The 21,292-nt window shown below is 58.5% G+C and carries 20 protein-coding genes and 3 tRNA genes; 21 read left to right on the top strand and 2 right to left on the bottom strand.

Features of this window, described 5'->3' with window-relative positions; genetic code table 11:
• Positions 1-197: 197 nt before the first annotated feature.
• The 4 genes from clpX to SIAM614_RS11795 all read left to right on the top strand — a co-directional run bounded on the left by clpX (position 198) and on the right by SIAM614_RS11795 (position 5,510).
• On the top strand, positions 198-1,463 hold the full coding sequence (gene clpX / locus SIAM614_RS11810) for an ATP-dependent Clp protease ATP-binding subunit ClpX (RefSeq protein ID WP_006934735.1): 1,266 nt from the start codon (positions 198-200) through the stop codon (positions 1,461-1,463).
• Positions 1,464-1,797: 334 nt separating this feature from the next.
• Positions 1,798-4,227 (top strand): endopeptidase La, encoded by a 2,430-nt coding sequence (lon, locus tag SIAM614_RS11805; RefSeq protein ID WP_006934730.1) that lies wholly within the window; start codon positions 1,798-1,800, stop codon positions 4,225-4,227.
• Between the two features lie 187 nt (positions 4,228-4,414).
• The gene (locus SIAM614_RS11800) at positions 4,415-4,690 is read left to right on the top strand and encodes an HU family DNA-binding protein (RefSeq protein WP_006934728.1); all 276 of its coding nucleotides are present in this window, start codon (positions 4,415-4,417) and stop codon (positions 4,688-4,690) included.
• A gap of 163 nt (positions 4,691-4,853) precedes the next feature.
• Complete coding sequence (locus SIAM614_RS11795; protein WP_006934726.1) at positions 4,854-5,510, top strand: hypothetical protein; 657 nt, start codon at positions 4,854-4,856, stop codon at positions 5,508-5,510.
• A 2-nt stretch (positions 5,511-5,512) separates the two neighbouring features.
• On the opposite strand, the gene SIAM614_RS11790 is transcribed toward SIAM614_RS11795, so the two are convergent.
• Positions 5,513-6,772, bottom strand: a complete 1,260-nt coding sequence (locus tag SIAM614_RS11790; RefSeq protein WP_157139805.1) for a flavin monoamine oxidase family protein — start codon at positions 6,770-6,772, stop codon at positions 5,513-5,515.
• 251 nt (positions 6,773-7,023) lie between these two features.
• On the opposite strand from SIAM614_RS11790, the gene SIAM614_RS11785 reads away from it, so the two are divergent.
• Positions 7,024-7,099, top strand: a tRNA-Val gene (locus SIAM614_RS11785).
• A gap of 82 nt (positions 7,100-7,181) precedes the next feature.
• On the opposite strand, the gene SIAM614_RS32440 is transcribed toward SIAM614_RS11785, so the two are convergent.
• Positions 7,182-7,406 (bottom strand): hypothetical protein, encoded by a 225-nt coding sequence (locus SIAM614_RS32440; RefSeq protein WP_198137308.1) that lies wholly within the window; start codon positions 7,404-7,406, stop codon positions 7,182-7,184.
• Between SIAM614_RS32440 and SIAM614_RS11780 the strand changes: the two genes are divergently transcribed.
• The 16 genes from SIAM614_RS11780 to nuoK all read left to right on the top strand — a co-directional run bounded on the left by SIAM614_RS11780 (position 7,405) and on the right by nuoK (position 21,291).
• A complete protein-coding gene (locus SIAM614_RS11780; RefSeq protein WP_198137307.1) occupies positions 7,405-9,024 on the top strand; it encodes a Na/Pi cotransporter family protein in 1,620 nt (539 codons plus the stop codon). The genes SIAM614_RS32440 and SIAM614_RS11780 overlap by 2 nt on opposite strands.
• Before the next feature lie 286 nt (positions 9,025-9,310).
• A tRNA-Asp gene (locus SIAM614_RS11775) sits at positions 9,311-9,387 on the top strand.
• A gap of 55 nt (positions 9,388-9,442) precedes the next feature.
• Positions 9,443-9,519 (top strand) — tRNA-Asp (locus tag SIAM614_RS11770).
• 508 nt (positions 9,520-10,027) lie between these two features.
• Positions 10,028-10,393: an NADH-quinone oxidoreductase subunit A gene (locus SIAM614_RS11765; protein WP_006934719.1), complete on the top strand. Its 366-nt coding sequence runs from the start codon at positions 10,028-10,030 to the stop codon at positions 10,391-10,393.
• Entirely contained in the window at positions 10,384-10,962 is a 579-nt protein-coding gene (locus SIAM614_RS11760) for a NuoB/complex I 20 kDa subunit family protein (RefSeq protein ID WP_006934718.1), read from the top strand. The genes SIAM614_RS11765 and SIAM614_RS11760 overlap by 10 nt, the downstream gene beginning before the upstream one ends.
• Positions 10,963-11,142: 180 nt before the next feature.
• A complete protein-coding gene (locus SIAM614_RS11755) occupies positions 11,143-11,748 on the top strand; it encodes an NADH-quinone oxidoreductase subunit C (protein WP_006934717.1) in 606 nt (201 codons plus the stop codon).
• 193 nt (positions 11,749-11,941) lie between these two features.
• A complete protein-coding gene (locus SIAM614_RS11745) occupies positions 11,942-12,391 on the top strand; it encodes a GFA family protein (protein WP_006934716.1) in 450 nt (149 codons plus the stop codon).
• Complete coding sequence (locus SIAM614_RS11740) at positions 12,384-13,568, top strand: NADH-quinone oxidoreductase subunit D (protein WP_006934715.1); 1,185 nt, start codon at positions 12,384-12,386, stop codon at positions 13,566-13,568. Before SIAM614_RS11745 ends, SIAM614_RS11740 begins: the two co-directional genes overlap by 8 nt.
• A gap of 81 nt (positions 13,569-13,649) precedes the next feature.
• Positions 13,650-14,963 carry an NADH-quinone oxidoreductase subunit NuoE gene (gene nuoE, locus SIAM614_RS11735; RefSeq protein WP_006934714.1) on the top strand — a complete coding sequence of 438 codons (1,314 nt, stop codon included), beginning with the start codon at positions 13,650-13,652 and terminating at the stop codon, positions 14,961-14,963.
• A gap of 9 nt (positions 14,964-14,972) precedes the next feature.
• The gene (gene nuoF, locus SIAM614_RS11730; RefSeq protein WP_006934713.1) at positions 14,973-16,274 is read left to right on the top strand and encodes an NADH-quinone oxidoreductase subunit NuoF; all 1,302 of its coding nucleotides are present in this window, start codon (positions 14,973-14,975) and stop codon (positions 16,272-16,274) included.
• A 26-nt stretch (positions 16,275-16,300) separates the two neighbouring features.
• The gene (nuoG, locus tag SIAM614_RS11725) at positions 16,301-18,364 is read left to right on the top strand and encodes an NADH-quinone oxidoreductase subunit NuoG (protein WP_006934712.1); all 2,064 of its coding nucleotides are present in this window, start codon (positions 16,301-16,303) and stop codon (positions 18,362-18,364) included.
• Between the two features lie 16 nt (positions 18,365-18,380).
• Complete coding sequence (nuoH, locus tag SIAM614_RS11720; RefSeq protein WP_040439927.1) at positions 18,381-19,439, top strand: NADH-quinone oxidoreductase subunit NuoH; 1,059 nt, start codon at positions 18,381-18,383, stop codon at positions 19,437-19,439.
• On the top strand, positions 19,436-19,672 hold the full coding sequence (locus tag SIAM614_RS11715) for a hypothetical protein (RefSeq protein WP_006934710.1): 237 nt from the start codon (positions 19,436-19,438) through the stop codon (positions 19,670-19,672). The genes nuoH and SIAM614_RS11715 overlap by 4 nt, the downstream gene beginning before the upstream one ends.
• Before the next feature lie 20 nt (positions 19,673-19,692).
• Positions 19,693-20,181: an NADH-quinone oxidoreductase subunit NuoI gene (nuoI, locus tag SIAM614_RS11710; protein WP_006934709.1), complete on the top strand. Its 489-nt coding sequence runs from the start codon at positions 19,693-19,695 to the stop codon at positions 20,179-20,181.
• 89 nt (positions 20,182-20,270) lie between these two features.
• Positions 20,271-20,885, top strand: a complete 615-nt coding sequence (locus tag SIAM614_RS11705; protein WP_040440003.1) for an NADH-quinone oxidoreductase subunit J — start codon at positions 20,271-20,273, stop codon at positions 20,883-20,885.
• Between the two features lie 97 nt (positions 20,886-20,982).
• Positions 20,983-21,291 carry an NADH-quinone oxidoreductase subunit NuoK gene (nuoK, locus tag SIAM614_RS11700; RefSeq protein ID WP_006934707.1) on the top strand — a complete coding sequence of 103 codons (309 nt, stop codon included), beginning with the start codon at positions 20,983-20,985 and terminating at the stop codon, positions 21,289-21,291.
• Position 21,292 lies beyond the last annotated feature (1 nt).

Below are 21,292 nucleotides of genomic sequence, written 5' to 3'. Positions count from 1 at the left end.
CTTAAAGCCGGAAAATCCCCAGGTGATGCCGGGTTTTCATCTTCGCCTTAAACCTATATTGATTTTTACTGGCGAAGCATGATGACATCACATTGTGAAGTGGCGACTGTTGCCGCTTCAGAACCGGTTCAGTCATAATTTGGCCGCAACCGGAAAGATAAGGGGAAACACTCCCCCGTAAACGCGAGGTTGACTACATGACCAAGGCCAGCGGCAGCGATTCCAAGAATACGCTTTACTGCTCCTTCTGCGGCAAGAGCCAGCATGAAGTTCGCAAGCTGATCGCCGGCCCGACTGTTTTCATTTGCGATGAATGTGTCGAGCTGTGCATGGATATCATTCGTGAGGAAAACAAATCCTCGCTGGTGAAATCACGGGACGGGATCCCGACCCCTCAGGAAATTCGCGACGTTCTGGATGACTATGTCATCGGGCAGGGCAGCGCGAAGAAGGTTCTGTCGGTCGCCGTTCACAACCATTACAAGCGCCTCAATCACGCATCGAAAAACAACGATGTCGAGCTGGCGAAATCCAACATCCTGCTGGTCGGGCCGACCGGTTGCGGCAAGACGCTGCTCGCGCAGACCCTTGCCCGCATTCTGGACGTGCCTTTCACCATGGCAGACGCCACCACGCTGACCGAAGCCGGTTACGTGGGCGAGGACGTTGAGAACATCATCCTGAAGCTGCTGCAGTCCGCCGACTACAACGTCGAGCGCGCGCAGCGCGGCATCGTGTACATCGATGAGGTCGACAAGATCAGCCGCAAGGCCGACAATCCGTCGATCACCCGCGACGTTTCGGGCGAAGGTGTTCAGCAGGCACTTCTGAAGATCATGGAAGGCACCGTTGCTTCCGTGCCGCCTCAGGGTGGCCGAAAGCATCCGCAGCAGGAATTCCTGCAGGTGGACACGACCAACATCCTGTTTATCTGTGGTGGTGCTTTTGCCGGACTCGACAAGATCATCTCCGATCGCGGCACACAGACCTCCATCGGTTTCCAGGCAAAGGTCCATGCTCCGGAAGATCGCCGCATTGGCGAACTGTTCGCCGAGCTGGAACCGGAAGATCTGCTGAAATTCGGTCTCATTCCGGAATTCGTGGGTCGTCTGCCGGTGATCGCGACCCTGGAAGACCTCGACGAGGAAGCCCTGGTTACCATCCTGACCGAGCCCAAGAACGCTCTGGTCAAGCAATATCAGCGCCTCTTCGAGATGGAACAGGTTGAACTGTCCTTCCACGAGGAGGCCCTCAAGGCAATCGCTCGCCGGGCCATCGAACGCAAGACCGGTGCACGCGGCCTGCGCTCGATCCTCGAAGCCATCCTGCTCGACACCATGTACGAGCTGCCGGGCCTGAAGGGCGTTAAGGAAGTCGTGATCTCTCCGGAAGTCGTGAAGGGCGAGGCTCGTCCGCTCTACATTTACGAAGACCGGGAAGAAACGTCGGCTACCAGCGCCTGAGGCTCTGAAGGCTGTTGTTCCCAGAGACTTTGACGAAATGCCGCTCCAACCGAGCGGCATTTTGTTTTTGGGCGATAAAGCCGCGCGGCGCTGCGTTTTCCACCGGCGCGACGAGTCGTCAACAGACAAGACCTGTGGGCAGCAACCGATTGCCTTGACACCGGCAGGTCTGGTGTCCACCTAATAGACCTAAGGACGGCTTATGCGGATTGTCGGCGCGCCCATCAGGGGTGCCGTGATCTGGCCTTCAGGACCTTCCGGTCCGAAGCCGTTTTCCAGTGTTTTGGCTGCCTTTTACCGAGTGGGGCCGGGACACGCTGAGAAAGGAAAAAAAATGAGCGACGCAGAAATTCGCGCCACAGATCAGGACAGCACGTCTGTCTACCCCGTCTTGCCCCTGCGCGACATTGTTGTCTTCCCGCACATGATCGTGCCGCTCTTCGTCGGCCGCGAGAAGTCAATCAAGGCGCTCGAAGAGGTGATGACCACCGACAAGCACATTCTTCTGGCGACACAGATGAATGCTGCTGACGACGACCCCAACCCGGACCAGATCTACAATGTCGGCACGCTCGCGACCGTGCTGCAGCTTCTGAAGCTGCCCGACAACACGGTCAAGGTTCTGGTGGAAGGCGGAGCACGTGCGCAAATCGGTGATTACACCGATCGTACCGACTACTTCGAAGCCTCCGCAACGGTTCTGCCGGAGCGTGATGGCGAGAACATCGAAGTGGAAGCGCTTGCCCGCTCGGTCGTGTCCGAGTTCGAAAACTACGTGAAGCTGAACAAGAAGGTTTCGCCGGAAGTTCTGGGCGCGATCAATCAGATCGACGATTATTCCAAGCTTGCCGATACGGTTGCCTCTCATCTGGCAATCAAGATTCCGGAAAAGCAGGAAATTCTCGGCGTTGTTTCCGTCGCTGAGCGGCTTGAGCGCGTTCTGGGCATGATGGAGAGTGAAATCTCTGTCCTGCAGGTGGAAAAGCGCATCCGCTCCCGCGTCAAGCGGCAGATGGAGAAGACCCAGCGCGAGTATTATCTGAATGAGCAGATGAAGGCCATTCAGAAGGAACTCGGCGACAGCGAGGACGGCCGCGACGAGATTGCCGAACTCGAAGACAAGATCAAGAAGACCAAGCTGACCAAGGAAGCGCGCGAACGCGCCGCTGCCGAGATCAAGAAGCTGAAACAGATGAGCCCGATGTCCGCGGAAGCGACCGTCGTGCGCAACTATCTGGACTGGCTGATCGGCATTCCGTGGAACAAGAAGTCCAAGGTCAAGCACGACCTGGCTTTCTCCGAGAAGGTTCTCGACACCGATCATTATGGCCTGGAGAAGGTCAAGGAACGGATCGTGGAATATCTTGCGGTGCAGAGCCGGGCCAACAAGCTGCGTGGTCCGATCCTGTGTCTCGTTGGCCCTCCTGGCGTCGGCAAGACCTCGCTCGGCAAGTCGATTGCGAAGGCTACGGGCCGTGAATTCGTTCGCATGTCGCTTGGCGGTGTGCGTGACGAAGCGGAAATCCGCGGTCACCGCCGGACTTACATCGGCTCGATGCCCGGCAAGGTCATCCAGTCGATGAAGAAGGCAAAGAAGTCCAACCCGCTCTTCCTGCTCGACGAAATCGACAAGATGGGCATGGATTTCCGCGGCGATCCGTCCTCGGCTCTTCTGGAAGTGCTGGATCCGGAACAGAACTCGTCCTTCATGGACCACTATCTGGAGGTCGAATACGACCTGTCGGATGTGATGTTCGTGACCACGGCGAATACGCTGAACATTCCGGGCCCGCTGATGGACCGTATGGAAGTGATCCGCATTGCCGGTTACACGGAAGAGGAAAAGGTGGAAATCTGCCGCCGTCACCTCATCCCGAAAGCCGAGAAGGATCACGGCCTGCGTGAAGGCGAGTTCACCATCGAGGACGAAGCGCTTCACTTCATCGTGCGCCGTTACACCCGCGAAGCCGGTGTGCGTAACCTTGAGCGCGAAATGGCGACCCTTGCCCGTAAGGCGGTCAAGGACATCCTGATGAGCGACAAGGAAAGCGTCACGGTCACGAGTGAAGTCGTCGAGAAATATCTTGGCGTGCCGCGCTATCGCTACGGTGAAGCTGAACTGGAAGATCAGGTCGGTGTCGTGACAGGCCTTGCCTGGACCGAAGTCGGCGGTGAGCTGCTCACCATCGAAGGCGTCATGATGCCCGGCAAGGGCAAGATGACCGTCACCGGCAACCTGAAAGACGTGATGAAGGAATCGATTTCCGCGGCGGCGTCCTATGTCCGTTCGCGTGCGATCGATTACGGCATCGAACCGCCGACCTTCGAGAAGAAGGACATTCACGTCCACGTTCCGGAAGGTGCCACTCCCAAGGATGGCCCGTCCGCAGGTATCGCCATGGCAACGGCCGTGATCTCGACCATGACCGGAATTCCGGTTCGCCGGGATGTAGCCATGACAGGGGAAATCACCCTGCGCGGTCGCATCCTGCCGATCGGTGGTCTGAAAGAGAAGCTGCTGGCAGCTCTGCGTGGCGGCATCAAGCTGGTCATGATCCCGGAAGACAACGCCAAGGACCTGGCGGACATTCCGGACTCGGTCAAAAACTCGCTTGAGATCATCCCGGTTTCGGGCATGGAAGAAGTGCTGAAAAACGCTCTTGTCCGTTTGCCAGAGCCTATCGAATGGGATGAAACAGCCCACGAGGCTGCAACCAAAGCGCGTGAAACGGACGACGACGCCTCCGGTGTTCTTGCCCACTAATCGCGACATTGCAGCGCACAAATTGGAAAGCCCCGGCAAAACCGGGGCTTTTCTTTTGAATAATCGGTCAAAATGGCTGTTTTCTGCGAAAAAACCTCTTGCGTTTCAGTCCAATTCAACCGAATTTCGCGCAACGGCGCTGACAGGAATCGTCGGCAATCTGCCGTTTCTTAGAAAGGTATCTGCTATGAATAAGAACGATCTGATCGCAGCTGTTGCAGAAAAGACCGGCCTCACCAAGGCGCAGGCAGGCGAAGCAGTTGACGCAACTTTTGATGCTGTGACGCAAACGCTGAAAAGCGGTGACGAAGTCCGCATCATCGGTTTTGGTAACTTCACTGTTTCCGAACGTGCAGCAACCGAAGGCCGTAACCCGCGGACTGGCGAAACGATTCAGATCCCGGCTTCTAAGACGCCGAAGTTCAAGGCCGGCAAAGGCCTGAAGGACGCCGTGAACGCCTAATAGCGCTCACTTGCGATTTCTTCGCTGAGCCCCGTATCCGGAAACGGATGCGGGGCTTTCTTTGTTTGGAAGATGAGTTTTGGGTTGAGCGCTGGCGACTTTCCCCGTCTGCAGTATAGTGCGTCTGTCGTGAGGTGATGCCAATTGCTCAACAGGAGTTGGAATGTCACTGCAAGCCTTGATCCGCAGGCGCCAGCGCGCGCTATTCGATGCCTGGGTCCGCAACCCTCTGGTGCAGGTTCAGGTGGAACACCCCGCAGCCCTCGGTCGCCTGGTGTTCCTCGATGATTTCGACGACGACGTGCAAACCGGCAAGGCCGGCAGAAGCAGCCTGAAGAATGTCGCCATCGTACAGAAACCCGGCAACCCGGACGAGAATGCCAGCGTCTGGGTGAGGGCGGGCTATTCGTCCTATCAGAAAGCCTGGCTGCGCTTTGTCGAGCAGGTCTATGGCATCAAGGCAGCGTCGTCAGATCTTGCCGGCTATAACATCGACCACCTTCTCAACAAGGCGCGCAGTCCGGACAAGGCTGGTTTCATTCGGATCGAGGCCATCAACGATGCCGTCAATCAGGCCTGGGGCGGCCTGTTCGAAAGGGCTGCCAGCAATCCGGAATTCAGCGCCAATCAGAACCGCCTGCGCCGGACGATGTCCTGGATCATTGCGGCAAAGCTGATGGATCAACCGCCGCCGAGGGGGCCTAACGACCAGCAGGGGATTGCCCGCCTGGTGCAGTTCTTCAATCAGAATGGACTTGCCGCGGACAACCCTCAACGCGGTCTCACCGACATGCTCCAGTTTGCCTATAAGTTCCAGTAAGTTTATCGGACGTGTGCGATTACGTCGTGTGCGGCGCGTTGGCCGGAAAGCCAGGCGCCGTGTACGGTTGCCGGATAGTCCGAAGCGGTTGCTTCTCCGGCAAAGAAGACACGGCCATTGAGGTCGGCAGCCAGAGCCTGTCTTGCTCTTGGCTCCACTCCGACCGGCAAGAACGAGTAGGATCCCAGCGTTCTTTGGTCCTGCTGCCAGGTGGAACTCACGCTGGCGGCAGGTGGCGGGATGTCGCGGCCGAACATGGTCTGAAGTGCCTCGAAGGCGGCGCGTCTGCGCCCCTCTTCACTGAGTTCCTCAAGTTCCAGCGCAAATGCTCCGGCATTCAGCGCGCAGAGAATCGGTTTTCCGGTAACGGGCAAAAGATTTGGCCAAAAGGCAAAAGCGTTGGGTGTTTCTGAAATCCGGCCAAAATTGTGGACAGTTTCGTCCCAGAAGGGTTCTGGGAACGACAGATATATTTTGTCGAGCAGGCCCATTCCGAGAGCATCGATGGCGTGGCGCTTGGCATCAGGGAGGCGCGGCGAAAAGGCGATCGAACCAGCCTTCAGGACACCGAGTGGTACGGCGCAGATCGCAAAATCGGCATCAAGGACCTCACCTGAGACAGTGACGCTGACCCCTTTCGAGGAATGCTCGATGCGGTCCACCACGGCTTTGGTGAGGATGGTGAGCCCTGCAGATAACCCTTCAGCAATCTTGTCGTAGCCATCCGGAAGCACAGCGTCGGGCCCACCAAATGCAGTGCCTTCATCCAAGCCTGCCAGAGACAGGTCGCTTGTTGAAACGGCAAACTCCTGTTCCAGCAGGATATGCGCCAGAAATCCGACTTCGGCATCTGTAAGGTCTGATAGGGCCCGCTGCTGGCGAATCTTCTCAACGGCGTCGGCAGCGGACATCCGGAGGAGGGATGTTTCATGTTCTTCCATGAAACTGTCCAGGGCGTCTGAGAAGACTTCGAAACGCTCAACCGAGCGGCCGTCACTTCCGGTCAGGTCAAAGACCTCTTCGTTTTCATAGTCCCACTCGAACAATGGCTGAGAGAAGCGCTGTGCGAGCTTCGTAATCGGGTTGGACCAGGTGCCGTGGATCCAGCTTGCTCCCAGGTCCAGCGGCGCACCCAGTGACCTGTCGGTGCGCAAACGGCCGCCGATCCAGCTGCCAGCCTCAAGCACGGTTACGGAAAAACCGTTGTCTGTGAGTGTTTTTGCGGCAGCCAGACCGGCGATGCCGGCGCCGATGACCAACACCTTCCGCCCAGCGGCAGACGGCGCTGAGCTGGCTCCCTTCAACAGAGGCAGGCTGAAAAGGGGCGACAAAACTCCTGTCAGAAACGACCGGCGGGACGTCAGCATGGGTTGGGCTTTCTCTCGCTTCTGGAACAGCCAGTTTGCCTTTCCCTGGAGCCGTCATCCACAGGCTTTGCCCCCGAAACGGAAATCTGAGATTTTGCTCTTGCCAAGTAGCAAGGGAGCCCCTAAAAGGCGTCTCACCTCGTTGAGGGCGATTAGCTCAGTTGGTAGAGCGCTTCGTTTACACCGAAGATGTCGGGAGTTCGAGTCTCTCATCGCCCACCATTCTCCTTTTAAAATCTGACATTTGTAACCGCGGTGCCTGTGCATCTGGGGTTTTTGTCTTGTTCGCCGCCATCAGACTAAGCTAAGCGGCGGGCAGACAGAGAATTTCCAGTCCCCACTGCCGCATGGGTTTTTGCTCTCGGTTTGGATTGTCGCGCAGATTTGATTTCGTTTTGCCTTCGAATGGTGAGTGTTCTTTTTCTTTTTTGTCCGATAAACTTCTGCGGCTAACTAAAAAACTCATTTGAAGGTAGCGACTTGGCGCGATGGGAATTCTAGTTTTCATCAAGATGTTCGGGGCGGTCATGCTGCTCCTCTACGCGGTACGGATGGTGCGAACGGGGTTCGAAAGAGCTGCCGGGCCGTCGCTCAGGCGTGCCATCGGCAAGGCGTCTTCCGGGCCGGTTGCCGGTGCTTTGTCCGGAACAGCGGTTGCCATATTGCTGCAAAGCGCGACGGCGGTCGCCATTCTGGCGGCCGGTTTTGCGACATCCGGTTTCATTTCCACCGCTGCCGGACTGGCGGTTCTTCTGGGGGCTGATCTCGGTTCGGCGCTTGTCGTGCAGTTCCTGGTGTTCGATCTCAGTTGGCTGGTGCCTTTGCTGTTGGGGGGAGGTGCGTGGCTGTTCCTGAAACTCGACGCACGGTCCGCTAAGCAGATCGGACGCATTCTGCTTGGGATCGCCTTCATCCTGATTGCGCTGCAAATGATTGGCGAGGCGACAACGCCTTTGAAGGAAGCGCGGTTCATGCCTCAGTTTGCTGGCTACCTGGCGCAGGATACCCCGACGGCGACGGCTGTTGGGGCACTGCTGGCGTTTCTGGTGCATTCCAGCGTGGCGGCCGTGCTGATGATCGCAGCGCTCGTGCAAAAGACCGGCCTGCCGCAAGAGGCGGCCATTCCGCTTGTTCTGGGGGCGAATGTCGGCGCCGGCTTCGTCGCGCTCTGGCTGACACGCGGAATGGACCGCAAGGCCAAGCTTCTACCGCTCGGAAACTTTGTCTTCAGGTCCACCGGCGCTGTGTTGGTGATGCTGGCGCTCAAAATTCACGATTTGCCTCTGGCTGCGCTCAGCAATGATCCGGCACAGCAGATCGTTGCCGTTCATGTGCTCTTCAATCTCCTGCTGGTTCTCGTCTGCCTGCCGCTGACGCGGCCGGTCGCCTGGCTGGTTGAGCGCATGGTGCCTGACAGTGAGGAAGCAGGGGAGAGGGACCGGCTGACGCCGCAAAGCGCCCTCGACAAGCAACTGGTCGGCAATCCAAGGCTCGCCCTTGCCAGTGCGACGCGCGAACTTCTGCGCATGGGAGAATTGGTCGAGGTGATGGCCAGACCGGTTCTCATGATGCTGGAGAAGGGAAGTGAGCAGGAGATCAGGCGCCTGCAGCAGTTGGACACTCAGGTCAACGCGATCCACTCCTCGGTGAAACTCTATATCGCGGAGGTGAACCGCGGTGAGCTGACTGGAGAACAGGCCGAACGCAGCATGGAGCTGGTGGGTTTCGCGGTCAATCTGGAGCGGGCAGGCGACCTGGTGGCAAAGAACCTGCTGGAACTTGCGCTTGAACTGCAGAAAAACAAGATCAGCTTTTCGCCTGAAGGGCTGAGGGAGCTGACCTGGATGCACGACCGCGTTCTGGCGAACATGGAATTGGCTCTCAATGTGCTGGTCTCCGCCGATGTCGCTTCTGCGCGAGAGCTGATTGCGGAAAAGGACAAGATGCGCACGCTGGAGCGGGAAAGCCATAATCGGCATCTTGAACGATTGAAGTCCAAGACGGTTGAGAGCATGGAATCGAGCAACGCCCATCTGGAGGTGATGCGCAGCCTCAAGGAAATCAATTCGCTGTTCGCTGCTGCGGCCGTGCCCATTCTTGCCAGGGAAGGCCTGCTGCGCGATACGCGGCTGGTGCCAGCGGAATAAAAAGGCCTGGGAAGCCTGCTGGAACTGCCTGGGCCTGAGTCTCCTTGTGAGTTGGCGAAAGGCTTCAGGGGGAAGCCCATCGAAAAGTGCGGTACATGGGGTAGATAATTCCGTTACGAAACAGGAAGTTATCCACACTGAATGGCAAAGCGGCCTTGGGGAAAACCTGCGATTGGGTGGTGCTTTGTCAAAAAACGGCAATTCGGATGGAATAGGGTGCTTGACTTCCAAAACCAGCCGCCGTACATCAGCGCCACTTCAGGGCGACAACATGTTGCCTGACGAAGCGGGTGTAGCTCAGTTGGTTAGAGTGCCGGCCTGTCACGCCGGAGGTCGCGGGTTCGAGCCCCGTCACTCGCGCCACTTCCCATCGATGTACTCTGGTACAGAAGGGAAATGGCGCAAATACCGTGAATGTGCGGGTGTAGCTCAGTTGGTTAGAGTGCCGGCCTGTCACGCCGGAGGTCGCGGGTTCGAGCCCCGTCACTCGCGCCACTCACGGTTCCTGTTTTTCTCCAGATACTTCTGCCAAAACCTTGAGATCGCGCTTGAAGCGGTCGTCTTGTCGTGCCGCTTTTGTCCCCCTTGGCATTGACGTCAATATGACTATCATGCGCGTACGGCAGGTGCGGCGCAGTCAATTCAAATTTCAGCTCTATTGGTGTTTGACTGGCGCAGTTCGCGATTCTGCGGGAGGGGTGGAAAACGAACGCAGGTGCGGCATATTTCCTTGAGGGTTGTGCAAAGTTTTTGCCTTCCTGCAAACTGGCTGAAATTAAGGATTTGTCGGGGGTAGGTGCCAAGCAGGTGCAAACATGGCAAGAGTTTGACCGCATGCGGGTCTTGCGTTGCACCAAGTCGTAAGCTAAGCGTGCGCTCGCATGTTGGTTTCATTATGCCGACGGGCACTGCGTGACCTGCCGGTAAAATGAGGCAACGAGGCGCGCAGCCCCGGCACCGGATCGCCTCCCGATCCGCCTCCATATGCAAGGACGCGAAAGACATGGAAGAACTCTTGCGGGAATATGTCCCGATCGTCGTGTTCATCGGCATTGCGCTGGTGATCGGCCTTGCGTTGCTGATTTCACCGTTCATTCTGGCCTACAAGAATCCCGATCCGGAAAAGCTGTCGGCTTATGAGTGCGGTTTCAACGCGTTCGACGATGCGCGCATGAAATTCGACGTGCGCTTTTATCTGGTCTCGATCCTTTTCATCATCTTTGATCTGGAAGTCGCGTTCCTGTTCCCCTGGGCAACCGTGTTCGGTGACCTTGGCTGGTACGGTTTCTGGTCCATGATGGTCTTCCTCGGTGTCCTGACCGTCGGCTTCATCTACGAATGGAAAAAGGGAGCGCTGGAATGGGATTGACCACGACCGAGCCGCTCGTCGCACCGCAGCCGCAGGGTATTATCGACCCGAATACGGGCAAGCCTGTTGGCGCGGATGACGCATTCTTCCTGGAAGTCAACAATGAGCTGGCCGACAAGGGCTTTCTTGTTACCTCCACCGACAACCTCATCCAGTGGGCTCGTACCGGCTCTTTGATGTGGATGACCTTCGGTCTGGCCTGCTGCGCCGTGGAAATGATGCAGATGTCCATGCCGCGCTACGACGCCGAGCGCTTCGGCTTTGCGCCGCGTGCTTCTCCGCGCCAGTCCGACGTCATGATCGTTGCCGGAACGCTGACCAACAAGATGGCGCCGGCTCTTCGCAAGGTCTACGACCAGATGCCTGAGCCGCGCTACGTGATCTCCATGGGCTCCTGCGCCAATGGCGGCGGCTACTACCACTATTCCTATTCGGTGGTGCGCGGTTGCGACCGGGTCGTACCGGTCGATATCTACGTGCCGGGCTGTCCTCCGACAGCCGAGGCTCTGCTCTACGGCGTGTTGATGCTTCAAAAGAAGATCCGCCGCACGGGTACGATCGAAAGATAAGGATCTGCCGCCGGAGAGGCGGCGGATTTTTAAGGAAGCGGGCGCATGGCGCCTGCCAAACTGACTATACGGGTCGCGCCCTGCAGGCGCTGAAAAACCCGGCAAACTGGATCGATCTGCAGTCGGCATTCAATCGGAACCGGTTGACCGCCTGTTGATCTACGAGTGAGGTCGAACACGATGGACGAGACGTTGAAGGAACTCGCTGAGCATATCGAGCTCGGTCTGGGTGAGTCCCTTGTGTCCTGGAAGGTCGAATATGGTGAGCTGACGCTGACCGTAGACGCGACCGACATTCTCGATGCGATCCGCTTTCTGCGCGACAACAGTTCGTGCAAGTTTGTCAATCTGACGGACATTTGCGGTGTGGACTATCCGTCGCGCGAAAAGCGCTTCGACGTGGTCTATCACTTCCTGTCTCCCGTTCAGAACCAGCGCATCCGCGTGAAGGTCGCCACCGACGAGAACACGCCGGTGGCTTCGCTGACACCGCTGTTTCCGGGCGCTGAGTGGTTCGAGCGTGAAGCCTACGACATGTATGGCATCCTGTTTTCCGGCCATCCGGACCTTCGCCGTATCCTGACCGACTATGGTTTCGACGGCCATCCGCTGCGCAAGGACTTTCCGGTCACCGGGTTTGTGGAAGTGCGCTACGACGACGAGAAAAAACGTGTTGTCTATGAACCTGTCCGCCTGAACCAGGAAATGCGCTCCTTCGACTTCCTCTCGCCCTGGGAAGGCACGGACTACGTGCTGCCCGGTGACGAGAAGGCAACGACGAACTGAGGGGCGGGGCAATGGGTATTAGCATCTGGCAAATACTTATTATGCTGATCTGGGTGATAGTGTTTGTCGTTCCCTTTTGGCGCATCTTTCCTCGTGCGGGATGGCCAGCAGCTCTTAGCTTGCTGATGTTAGTGCCGCTGTTGAATCTAGTGTTGCTTTGGGTCTTGGCCTTTAAACGTTGGCCGGGAGACGTATGAAAATGGTTGAACGGCTTTCAGGTGGGTGTCTTTGCGGCGAGGTGCGGTTTGCCGCAACGCCGGTAGACGGCGAAATGGGGGTCTGCCACTGCGCCATGTGCCGCCGCTGGACCGGTGGTACCTATATGGCTGTCAGCTGCGGATCGATGGACAGTCTTGACGTTCAAGGCAAGGAAGCCCTCGGCGTCTACAAGTCATCCGACTACGGCGAGCGGGTTTTCTGCAGCAAATGCGGCTCTTCGCTGATGTGGCGCATGGCTGACGGATCTCACGTCAGTGTCTCCGCACAAGCCTTTGACAACCCGGCCGCCTTCAAGTTCACGTCCGAGATTTTCGTTGACGAACAGCCGGCAAACTACGCTTTCGCTAATGAAACCCGCAGAATGACCGGTCCCGAAGTCATCGCCTATTTCACGCAAAAAATGCAGGAACCTCAAAATGGCTGAGGCTCAGGTTCGTAACTTCAATATCAACTTCGGTCCGCAGCACCCGGCAGCGCACGGCGTGTTGCGCCTCGTGCTTGAGCTGGACGGCGAAGTGGTCACCCGTGTGGATCCGCATATCGGCCTCCTGCACCGCGGGACCGAAAAGCTGATCGAGCAGAAAACCTATCTGCAGGCCGTTCCTTATTTCGATCGCCTCGACTACGTGGCGCCGATGAACCAGGAACATGCGTTTGCCCTTGCCATCGAGCGTATGCTCGGTGTGGAAGTGCCCAAGCGCGGTCAGTTGATCCGAGTCCTTTATTCCGAAATCGGCCGTCTGCTGTCGCATCTTCTGAACGTTACCACCCAGGCCATGGACGTTGGCGCCTTGACACCGCCGCTCTGGGGCTTCGAACCTCGCGAAGAGCTGATGGTGTTTTATGAGCGGGCCTGCGGTGCGCGCATGCACGCCGCTTACGTCCGTCCGGGTGGCGTTCACCAGGATCTGTCGCGCGAACTGCTCGATGATATCTGGGACTTCTGCGATCCGTTCCTGCAGACGCTGGACGATATTGAGGGTCTTCTGACCGATAACCGCATTTTCAAGCAGCGTAACGTCGACATCGGTGTCGTCGATCTGGACGATGCCTGGGCCTGGGGTTTCTCGGGCGTGATGGTCCGCGGCTCCGGTGCGCCCTGGGATCTGCGCAAGTCGCAACCTTACGAATGTTATTCCGAGCTTGATTTCGATATTCCGATCGGCAAGAACGGCGACTGCTACGACCGCTACCTGATCCGCATGGAAGAAATGCGCCAGTCAGTCCGCATCATGAAGCAGTGCCTTGAAAAGCTGACTGTCGAAACCGGTCCGGTTTCGTCTATCGACGGCAAGATCGTGCCGCCGAAGCGCGGTGAAATGAAGCGTTCGATGGAAGCGCTCATTCACCACTTCAAGCTCTACACCGAAGGGTATCACGTCCCTGAGGGCGAGGTTTACGCGGCCGTCGAAGCGCCGAAGGGTGAATTCGGCGTCTATCTGGTCGCGGACGGTACCAACAAGCCGTACCGTTGCAAGATCAAGGCTCCGGGCTACAGCCACCTTCAGGCCATGGACTTCCTGTGCCGCGGGCACATGCTTGCCGACGTTTCGGCAGTGCTGGGGTCTCTGGACATCGTGTTCGGTGAGGTCGACCGCTGATGCGGGCGGTTCACAACCAATTTTCGACCCTGGCAGCCGCCCGTCCGGCTCCGGTCATTATGACAGAACGGGGATAACACCATGGCAGTTCGCCGACTTGCCGCGGAACAACCAGAAAGCTTCGCGTTCACCGAGAAGAACCTCGATTGGGCGAAGAAGCTGATCGACCGTTATCCGGCAGGCCGTCAGGCCTCCGCGGTCATTCCGCTTTTGTGGCGTGCGCAGGAACAGAACGAGGGCTGGGTGAGTGAGCCGGCGATCCGCTATATCGCGGAACTGCTGGACATGCCGAAGATCCGCGTTCTGGAAGTGGCGACGTTCTACACCATGTTCCAGCTACAGCCGGTCGGCAAGAAGGCGCATATTCAGGTTTGCGGCACGACGCCCTGCCAGTTGCGCGGCTCGGAAGACCTGATCAAGATCTGCAAGAGCCGTATTGCCAAGCACATGCACGAGATTTCCGAGGACGGCATGTTCTCCTGGGAAGAAGTCGAATGCCTTGGCGCCTGTGTGAATGCGCCGATGGTACAGATCTTCAAGGATACCTATGAAGACCTGACGCCGGACAGCTTCAACCAGCTTATCGATGACATTGCCGCCGGCAAGGAAGTGACACCGGGTCCGCAGAATGGCCGCCGGTTCGCGATGGCCGAAGGCGGTCAGACAAGCCTCACCGAGCTCGATGACGATACCAAGGGCGTGTTGCCTGTGCCGCATCTGGTCGATGGCTCCGAGAAGGCCTCTCATGCCTTTGCCGGTGCGTCGATCAACGCAGGCGGAAACGATTTTGACGGCGTGCCGACACCGGCTGAAGACGCGGTTGCTCGTGTGAAAGCTGCCCACGCAGCCAAGTCCGAGCAAAAGACCGAAGAACCTGTTGGCAAAGTGGCCGCGCCGGAAAAGGCAAAGCCTGCAGCTTCTAAAAAGGCGCAGGCCGGCGGAGACGATGCCAAGACATCTCCTGCGACGCCCAAGGCGCGCAGCGAGAACAAGGGCCGTCCCGACTCCAACGACCGGACCGAAGTTGAGGTGGCTCGCACCGCCGATACCAGCGGCGACGATGCACCCGCTGCTGACAAGGGCGGTGAGGGCGAGAAAGAGCCTGAACTGCTGAAGGAAGCACGCGGCGGCAGAGCGGACGACCTCAAGAAACTCAAGGGTGTCGGACCGAAGCTGGAAGCGACGCTCAACGAGCTCGGGTTCTTCCACTTCGACCAGGTCGCAAGCTGGGGACCGCAGGAAATTGCCTGGGTCGACAGCCGACTGAAGTTCAAGGGCCGGATCGAGCGCGATGGCTGGATCGAACAGGCAAAGATCCTCGCTTCCGGCGAGGAAACGGAATTTTCGAAGCGCGTGGAAGCCGGTGAAGTGGCCTCCTCCAAGAGCGAAGACTAGGGGGAAGAGATGCTGAAGGATCAGGATCGGATCTTCACCAATATCTACGGTCTCCACGACTGGGGCCTGGAAGGTGCCAAGAAGCGCGGCCAGTGGGACAACACCAAGGGCCTCATCGACAAGGGGCGCGACTGGATCATTCAGGAAATGAAGGATTCGGGTCTGCGCGGCCGTGGCGGTGCGGGTTTCCCGACCGGCCTGAAATGGTCGTTCATGCCTAAGGAATCCGATGGCCGTCCGGCTTATCTCGTCGTCAACGCCGACGAGTCCGAACCGGGCACCTGTAAGGACCGTGAAATTCTGCGTCACGACCCGCATACGCTGGTCGAGGGGTGTCTTGTCGCCGGTTATGCCATGGGCGCCATTGCAGCCTATATCTACGTTCGCGGCGAGTTCATTCGCGAGCGTGAGCGCCTGCAGGCTGCGATCGACCAGGCTTATGATGCCGGTCTGATCGGCAAGAACAACAAGAACGGCTACGACTTCGACATCTATGTCCACCACGGTGCCGGCGCCTACATCTGCGGTGAGGAAACCGCGCTGCTGGAGAGCCTGGAAGGCAAGAAGGGCCAACCGCGCCTGAAGCCGCCGTTCCCGGCCAACGTCGGCCTCTATGGTTGCCCGACCACGGTGAACAACGTGGAATCGATTGCGGTTGCGCCGACCATCCTGCGCCGCGGCGCTGCCTGGTTCTCGGCCCTCGGCCGTCCGAACAACACCGGCACCAAGCTTTTCTGCGTTTCCGGTCACGTCAACAAGCCGTCGACCTTCGAGGAAGAGCTGGGCATTTCGTTTGCCGAGATGATCGACAAGCATTGCGGCGGCATCCGGGGCGGTTGGGATAATCTCCTCGCCGTTATTCCGGGTGGATCGTCTGTTCCGTGCCTGACGGCAGAGCAGATCAAGGACGCACCGATGGACTTCGACACGCTGCGCGGCCTCGGCTCCGGCCTGGGGACTGCAGCCGTGATCGTGATGGACAAGTCGACGGACATCATCAAGGCCATTGCCCGCCTGTCCTATTTCTACAAGCACGAAAGCTGCGGCCAGTGCACGCCGTGCCGTGAAGGTACGGGCTGGATGTGGCGCGTGATGGAACGCATGGTCAGGGGCGAATCCTCGTACGAGGAAATCGACATGCTGTTCAAGGTGACCAAGCAGGTTGAAGGCCACACCATTTGTGCACTCGGGGACGCGGCCGCCTGGCCGATCCAGGGTTTGATCAAGAATTTCCGGCCTGTTATCGAGCAACGCATCGATGACTATGTCGCCAAGTCGAAGTCTTCTTCGACCATGGTGGCGGCTGAGTAAGCGGAACGGGATTTGGAGAGCAACGGATGACGAAGCTCATCATCGATGGCAAGGAAGTGGATGTCCCGGCGGACTACACGCTGCTTCAGGCCTGTGAAGAGGCGGGCGCCGAGGTTCCGCGCTTTTGTTACCATGACCGGCTGTCGATTGCCGGCAACTGCCGCATGTGCCTGGTGGAAGTGAAGGGCGGACCGCCCAAGCCGACCGCCTCCTGCGCCATGGGCGTGAAGGACCTGCGTCCGGGCCCGAACGGTGAACCGCCGGTGGTCGAGACCAAGTCAGAAATGGTCAAGAAGGCCCGCGAAGGGGTGATGGAGTTCCTGCTCATCAACCATCCGCTGGACTGCCCGATCTGCGACCAGGGCGGCGAGTGCGACCTGCAGGATCAGGCGATGGCCTACGGCGTCGACGGATCCCGGTTCCACGAGAACAAGCGCGCCGTTGAAAACAAGGAAATCGGTCCGCTGATCAAGACGATCATGACCCGCTGCATTCACTGCACGCGCTGTGTCCGTTTCACGACGGAAGTGTGCGGGGTCACTGATATGGGCCTGATCGGCCGCGGCGAAGACGCGGAGATTACCACCTATCTCGAGGCGGCCCTGTCGTCCGAAATGCAGGGCAACGTCGCAGACCTTTGCCCGGTCGGCGCCTTGACGCACAAGCCGTACGAATTCCACGCCCGTCCGTGGGAGCTGACAAAGACCGAAAGCATCGACGTGATGGACGCGGTCGGCTCCGCGATCCGTGTCGATACGCGCGGCAAGGAAGTCATGCGGGTGATGCCGCGGCTCAATGAAGAGGTGAATGAGGAGTGGATCTCCGACAAGTCCCGCTACATCTGGGACGGTCTGAAGACCCAGCGCCTCGACCGGCCTTATGCCAAGAAGGACGGCAAGCTGCAGCCCGTTTCCTGGGGTGAAGCGTTCCAGATCATCGCCGACAAGGTGAAAGGCACGAGCGCCGACAAGATTGGTGCGCTGGCCGGCCAGATGGCAGGCGTTGAGGACATGTTCGCGCTGAAGAGCCTGATGGACAAGCTCGGTGTTGCCAACATCGACAGCCGCTTCCCGGGATCTCCGCTGCATCCGAAGAACGGCCGCGCAAGTTATCTCTTCAACAGCACCATCCAGGGCATTGAAGACACTGACGCCATCATGCTGATCGGCACCAATCCGCGCCAGGAAGCACCGGTTCTGAACGCCCGTATCCGCAAGCGCTGGGTCCGCGGCGATGTGACCATCGGCCTGATCGGCGAAAACGCCGACCTGACCTATCCGGTGACTTATCTCGGAGCCGGTCCGGATAGCCTGAAGGAATTCGTGAAGCACGCTCCGGCCAAGGCCGAACGTCCGATGTTCATCATCGGCCAGGGCGCGTTGAACCGTCCGGACGGGGCGGAAATCCTGGCAACGCTTGCCGAGGCCGCCAAGGCTCTCGGCGTCGTCAAGGACGGCTGGAACGGTTTCAACATCCTGCACACCGAAGCTTCGCAGGTTGGTGCGCTCGATCTCGGGTTCGTACCGGGCGAGGGGGGCAAGGACACGGGCGCAATGCTGGAGCCGGGCGCGCTTGATGTGCTGTTCCTGCTCGGCGTTGACGAAGTCGAAGTTCCGGAAGGAGCTTTCGTCGTTTACCAGGGAACCCATGGCGACCGCGGTGCACACCGCGCCGACGTTATCCTGCCGGGTGCCGCCTACACGGAAAAATCCGCGATCTACGTCAACACCGAAGGCCGCGTCCAGATGGCTGACCGGGCCGCGTTCCCTCCGGGCGATGCCCGCGAAGACTGGGCGATCCTGCGGGCGCTGTCCGCGGTTCTTGGCCAGACGCTGGAGTTCAACTCTCTTGCAGAACTGCGCGCCAAGCTGTTCGAGGCTGTTCCGCACATGACGGGCATCGATGCGATCGAGGCTGGCGATGCGGGCGATATCGTAAAGCTCGGCAGCGCCAAGGCTAAGATGGACAGCGCGGGCTTCGCCAACGTGATCCGCGACTTTTACCTGACCAACCCGATCGCTCGCGCGTCGAAGACGATGGCCGAGTGTTCGGCGCTCGCCAAGACGCGAGCGGCAGAAGCAGCAGAATAAGGGGTAGGGGACCGATATGACTGAGTTCATGACGACCTACGGTTGGCCGTTCCTCTGGATGGCGTTCCAGAGCATTCTGCTGATGGTCGTGCTTCTGGTGATTGTCGCCTACGTGCTGTATGCAGACCGCAAGATCTGGGCTGCCGTTCAGATCCGCCGCGGCCCGAACGTGGTTGGCCCATGGGGCTTGCTGCAGAGTTTCGCCGACCTTCTGAAGTTCGTTCTGAAAGAGCCGGTGATCCCGTCCGGGTCGAACAAGGTTCTGTTCCTTCTGGCTCCGCTGGTGTCCGTGCTTCTGGCGCTTGCTGCCTGGGCCGTGATCCCGGTTGCGGATGGCTGGGTGATTGCCAACATCAACCTCGGCGTTCTCTTCGTCTTCGCGGTGTCTTCGCTGGAAGTCTACGGCGTGATTATTGGTGGTTGGGCGTCCAACTCCAAATACCCGTTCCTGTCGGCGCTGCGTTCGGCCGCTCAGATGGTTTCGTATGAAGTTTCCATCGGGTTCGTCATCGTAACCGTGCTGCTGTGTGCCGGAACGTTGAACCTGTCCGGCATCGTACACGCACAGCAAACCGGTCTAGCCAATATGCTCGGCGTGCCGTGGCTGTCGTTCCTGAACTGGTACTGGTTGCCGCTGTTCCCGATGTTCGTGGTGTTCTTCATCTCGGCACTGGCTGAAACCAACCGTCCGCCGTTCGATCTTGCGGAAGCGGAATCGGAACTGGTTGCCGGCTTCATGGTGGAATACGGCTCAACTCCGTACATGATGTTCATGCTCGGTGAATATGTCGCCATCTGCCTGATGTGCGCCTTGATGAGCATCTTCTTCATGGGCGGATGGCTACCGCCGTTCGACTTCGCACCCTTCACCTGGGTCCCGGGCATCGTCTGGTTCCTTCTGAAGTGTTTCCTAGGCTTCTTCATGTTCGCCATGGTGAAGGCAATGGTTCCGCGTTACCGCTATGACCAACTGATGCGCCTGGGCTGGAAAGTCTTCCTGCCGCTGTCGCTGGCCATGGTCGTGGTTGTTGCCGCAGTCCTGATGGTCATGGGCTGGGCGCCGGGTTCGGCGTGACCATCTCGCTCGCCGGTGCAATCGGTGCCGCCGTCGGTCTTTATGTCGGCTGGCTCGATTGGAAGATCCTGAAGGGCATGCTTCAGGCGGCTGAGACGAAGAACAGACAAGCTGGCGGCGACGGTGGTGTCGCGGCCAGGCACAAGGCGCTCTTGGGCGCACTGGTTTTTGGAGTTCCGGTGTTCGGTTTCCCGATCATCGGCTATTGGGCCGCCAGTCAACTGGCTGGTTGAGGAAAGAGAGGCTAAAAGCGATGGGACTTAGTCAAGCCGTCAAATCGCTGTTTCTGCAGGAGTTCGTGTCGGCCTTCGTTCTGGCGATGCGTTACTTCTTCAAGCCGAAACCAACGGTCAATTATCCGTTTGAGAAGGGTCCGGTGAGCCCGCGTTTCCGGGGTGAACATGCCCTGCGCCGTTATCCGAACGGTGAAGAACGCTGCATTGCCTGCAAGCTGTGCGAAGCCATCTGCCCGGCACAGGCAATCACCATCGAGGCCGGCCCGCGCCGCAACGACGGCACGCGCCGTACCACGCGCTACGACATCGACATGGTCAAATGCATCTATTGCGGCTTCTGTCAGGAAGCCTGCCCGGTGGATGCGATCGTCGAGGGCCCCAATTTCGAATTCGCCACGGAAACCCGCGAAGAGCTTTACTACGACAAGGAAAAGCTGCTTGCGAATGGTGACCGCTGGGAACGCGAAATTGCCCGCAACATTGAAATGGATGCTCCTTACCGTTAGGAGCATACCCACCAATGGATTCTCGCCCGGCAATCCGGCCGGGCACCGCACTTCCGGCCGCAAGGCCACACGACAGGCAGGTCTTCGAAATGATCCTGAAAGCCCTCTTTTTCTACCTGTTTGCCGGCGTCACACTGGCGTCAGCATTCATGGTGATCGCGTCGCGCAATCCGGTGACGTCGGTTCTGTTCCTGATCCTGGCGTTTGTGAATTCCGCAGGTCTTTTCATTCTGCTGGGCGCTGAATACCTGGCATTGCTGCTGGTGGTCGTCTATGTCGGCGCGGTGGCGGTGCTGTTCCTGTTCGTCGTCATGATGCTGGACGTGGACTTTGTCGAATTGCGACAGGGCTTCCTGCAGTATCTGCCCGTCGGCGCGCTGGTCGGTGTGATCCTGCTGGTCGAGCTGCTGATGGGGCTCGGTGCCTGGGTCATCGCACCGGGTGTTCTCGGGCACGGAGCCGAGCCAATGCCGGCACTCAGCGACGTGAGCAACATCCAGGCGATCGGATCGGTGCTCTACACCAAATACATCTACTTCTTCCAGGTTGCTGGCCTGGTTCTTCTGGTGGCCATGATCGGGGCGATTGTCCTGACCCTGCGCCACAAGCCAAATGTCAAACGTCAAAGCATTCCGGACCAGGTTGCGCGCAATCGCGAAACCTCCATCGAGGTCCGCAAGGTGGAAACGGGCAAGGGTATCTGACGCAACCAGGTTGCGTTTTCGAGAAAGTCCGGGAACCGGCACGCTCCTCCGTGCTGTTTCCGGTTGGGGTAAACGAGGGGAGCACGGCGAGGCGCCCATGGAAATCGGTCTGTCGCACTATCTGTCGGTCGCGGCGATCCTGTTCACGATCGGGATCTTCGGGATCTTCCTGAACAGGAAAAACGTGATTGTTATCTTGATGTCTATCGAACTGCTGCTGCTGTCGGTGAACATCAACTTTGTCGCCTTTTCGTCGTTCCTCGGCGACATGATGGGCCAGATCTTCACCATGCTGGTTCTCACCGTGGCTGCCGCTGAGGCCGCCATCGGCCTTGCGATCCTGGTGGTCTTCCACCGGAACCGCGGCTCCATCGCCGTGGAAGACGTCAACGTGATGAAAGGGTAGG

Source organism: Roseibium aggregatum IAM 12614, from assembly GCF_000168975.1.
GTDB classification, from domain to species: domain Bacteria; phylum Pseudomonadota; class Alphaproteobacteria; order Rhizobiales; family Stappiaceae; genus Roseibium; species Roseibium aggregatum.
This window is presented reverse-complemented; position numbering and strand designations above follow the sequence as displayed.

Excerpts from the sequence above, each read along its gene's own strand:
- lon (WP_006934730.1), top strand. The coding sequence starts at position 1,798 with ATGAGCGACGCAGAAATTCGCGCCACAGATCAGGACAGCACGTCTGTC.
- SIAM614_RS11800 (WP_006934728.1), top strand. The coding sequence starts at position 4,415 with ATGAATAAGAACGATCTGATCGCAGCTGTTGCAGAAAAGACCGGCCTC.
- nuoK (WP_006934707.1), top strand. The coding sequence starts at position 20,983 with ATGGAAATCGGTCTGTCGCACTATCTGTCGGTCGCGGCGATCCTGTTC.
- nuoF (WP_006934713.1), top strand. The coding sequence starts at position 14,973 with ATGCTGAAGGATCAGGATCGGATCTTCACCAATATCTACGGTCTCCAC.
- nuoG (WP_006934712.1), top strand. The coding sequence starts at position 16,301 with ATGACGAAGCTCATCATCGATGGCAAGGAAGTGGATGTCCCGGCGGAC.
- SIAM614_RS11760 (WP_006934718.1), top strand. The coding sequence starts at position 10,384 with ATGGGATTGACCACGACCGAGCCGCTCGTCGCACCGCAGCCGCAGGGT.
- SIAM614_RS11740 (WP_006934715.1), top strand. The coding sequence starts at position 12,384 with ATGGCTGAGGCTCAGGTTCGTAACTTCAATATCAACTTCGGTCCGCAG.
- nuoE (WP_006934714.1), top strand. The coding sequence starts at position 13,650 with ATGGCAGTTCGCCGACTTGCCGCGGAACAACCAGAAAGCTTCGCGTTC.
- SIAM614_RS11755 (WP_006934717.1), top strand. The coding sequence starts at position 11,143 with ATGGACGAGACGTTGAAGGAACTCGCTGAGCATATCGAGCTCGGTCTG.
- SIAM614_RS11780 (WP_198137307.1), top strand. The coding sequence starts at position 7,405 with ATGCTGCTCCTCTACGCGGTACGGATGGTGCGAACGGGGTTCGAAAGA.
- SIAM614_RS11765 (WP_006934719.1), top strand. The coding sequence starts at position 10,028 with ATGGAAGAACTCTTGCGGGAATATGTCCCGATCGTCGTGTTCATCGGC.
- clpX (WP_006934735.1), top strand. The coding sequence starts at position 198 with ATGACCAAGGCCAGCGGCAGCGATTCCAAGAATACGCTTTACTGCTCC.
- nuoH (WP_040439927.1), top strand. The coding sequence starts at position 18,381 with ATGACTGAGTTCATGACGACCTACGGTTGGCCGTTCCTCTGGATGGCG.
- SIAM614_RS11745 (WP_006934716.1), top strand. The coding sequence starts at position 11,942 with ATGAAAATGGTTGAACGGCTTTCAGGTGGGTGTCTTTGCGGCGAGGTG.
- SIAM614_RS11795 (WP_006934726.1), top strand. The coding sequence starts at position 4,854 with ATGTCACTGCAAGCCTTGATCCGCAGGCGCCAGCGCGCGCTATTCGAT.
- SIAM614_RS11705 (WP_040440003.1), top strand. The coding sequence starts at position 20,271 with ATGATCCTGAAAGCCCTCTTTTTCTACCTGTTTGCCGGCGTCACACTG.
- nuoI (WP_006934709.1), top strand. The coding sequence starts at position 19,693 with ATGGGACTTAGTCAAGCCGTCAAATCGCTGTTTCTGCAGGAGTTCGTG.
- SIAM614_RS32440 (WP_198137308.1), bottom strand. The coding sequence starts at position 7,406 with ATGACCGCCCCGAACATCTTGATGAAAACTAGAATTCCCATCGCGCCA.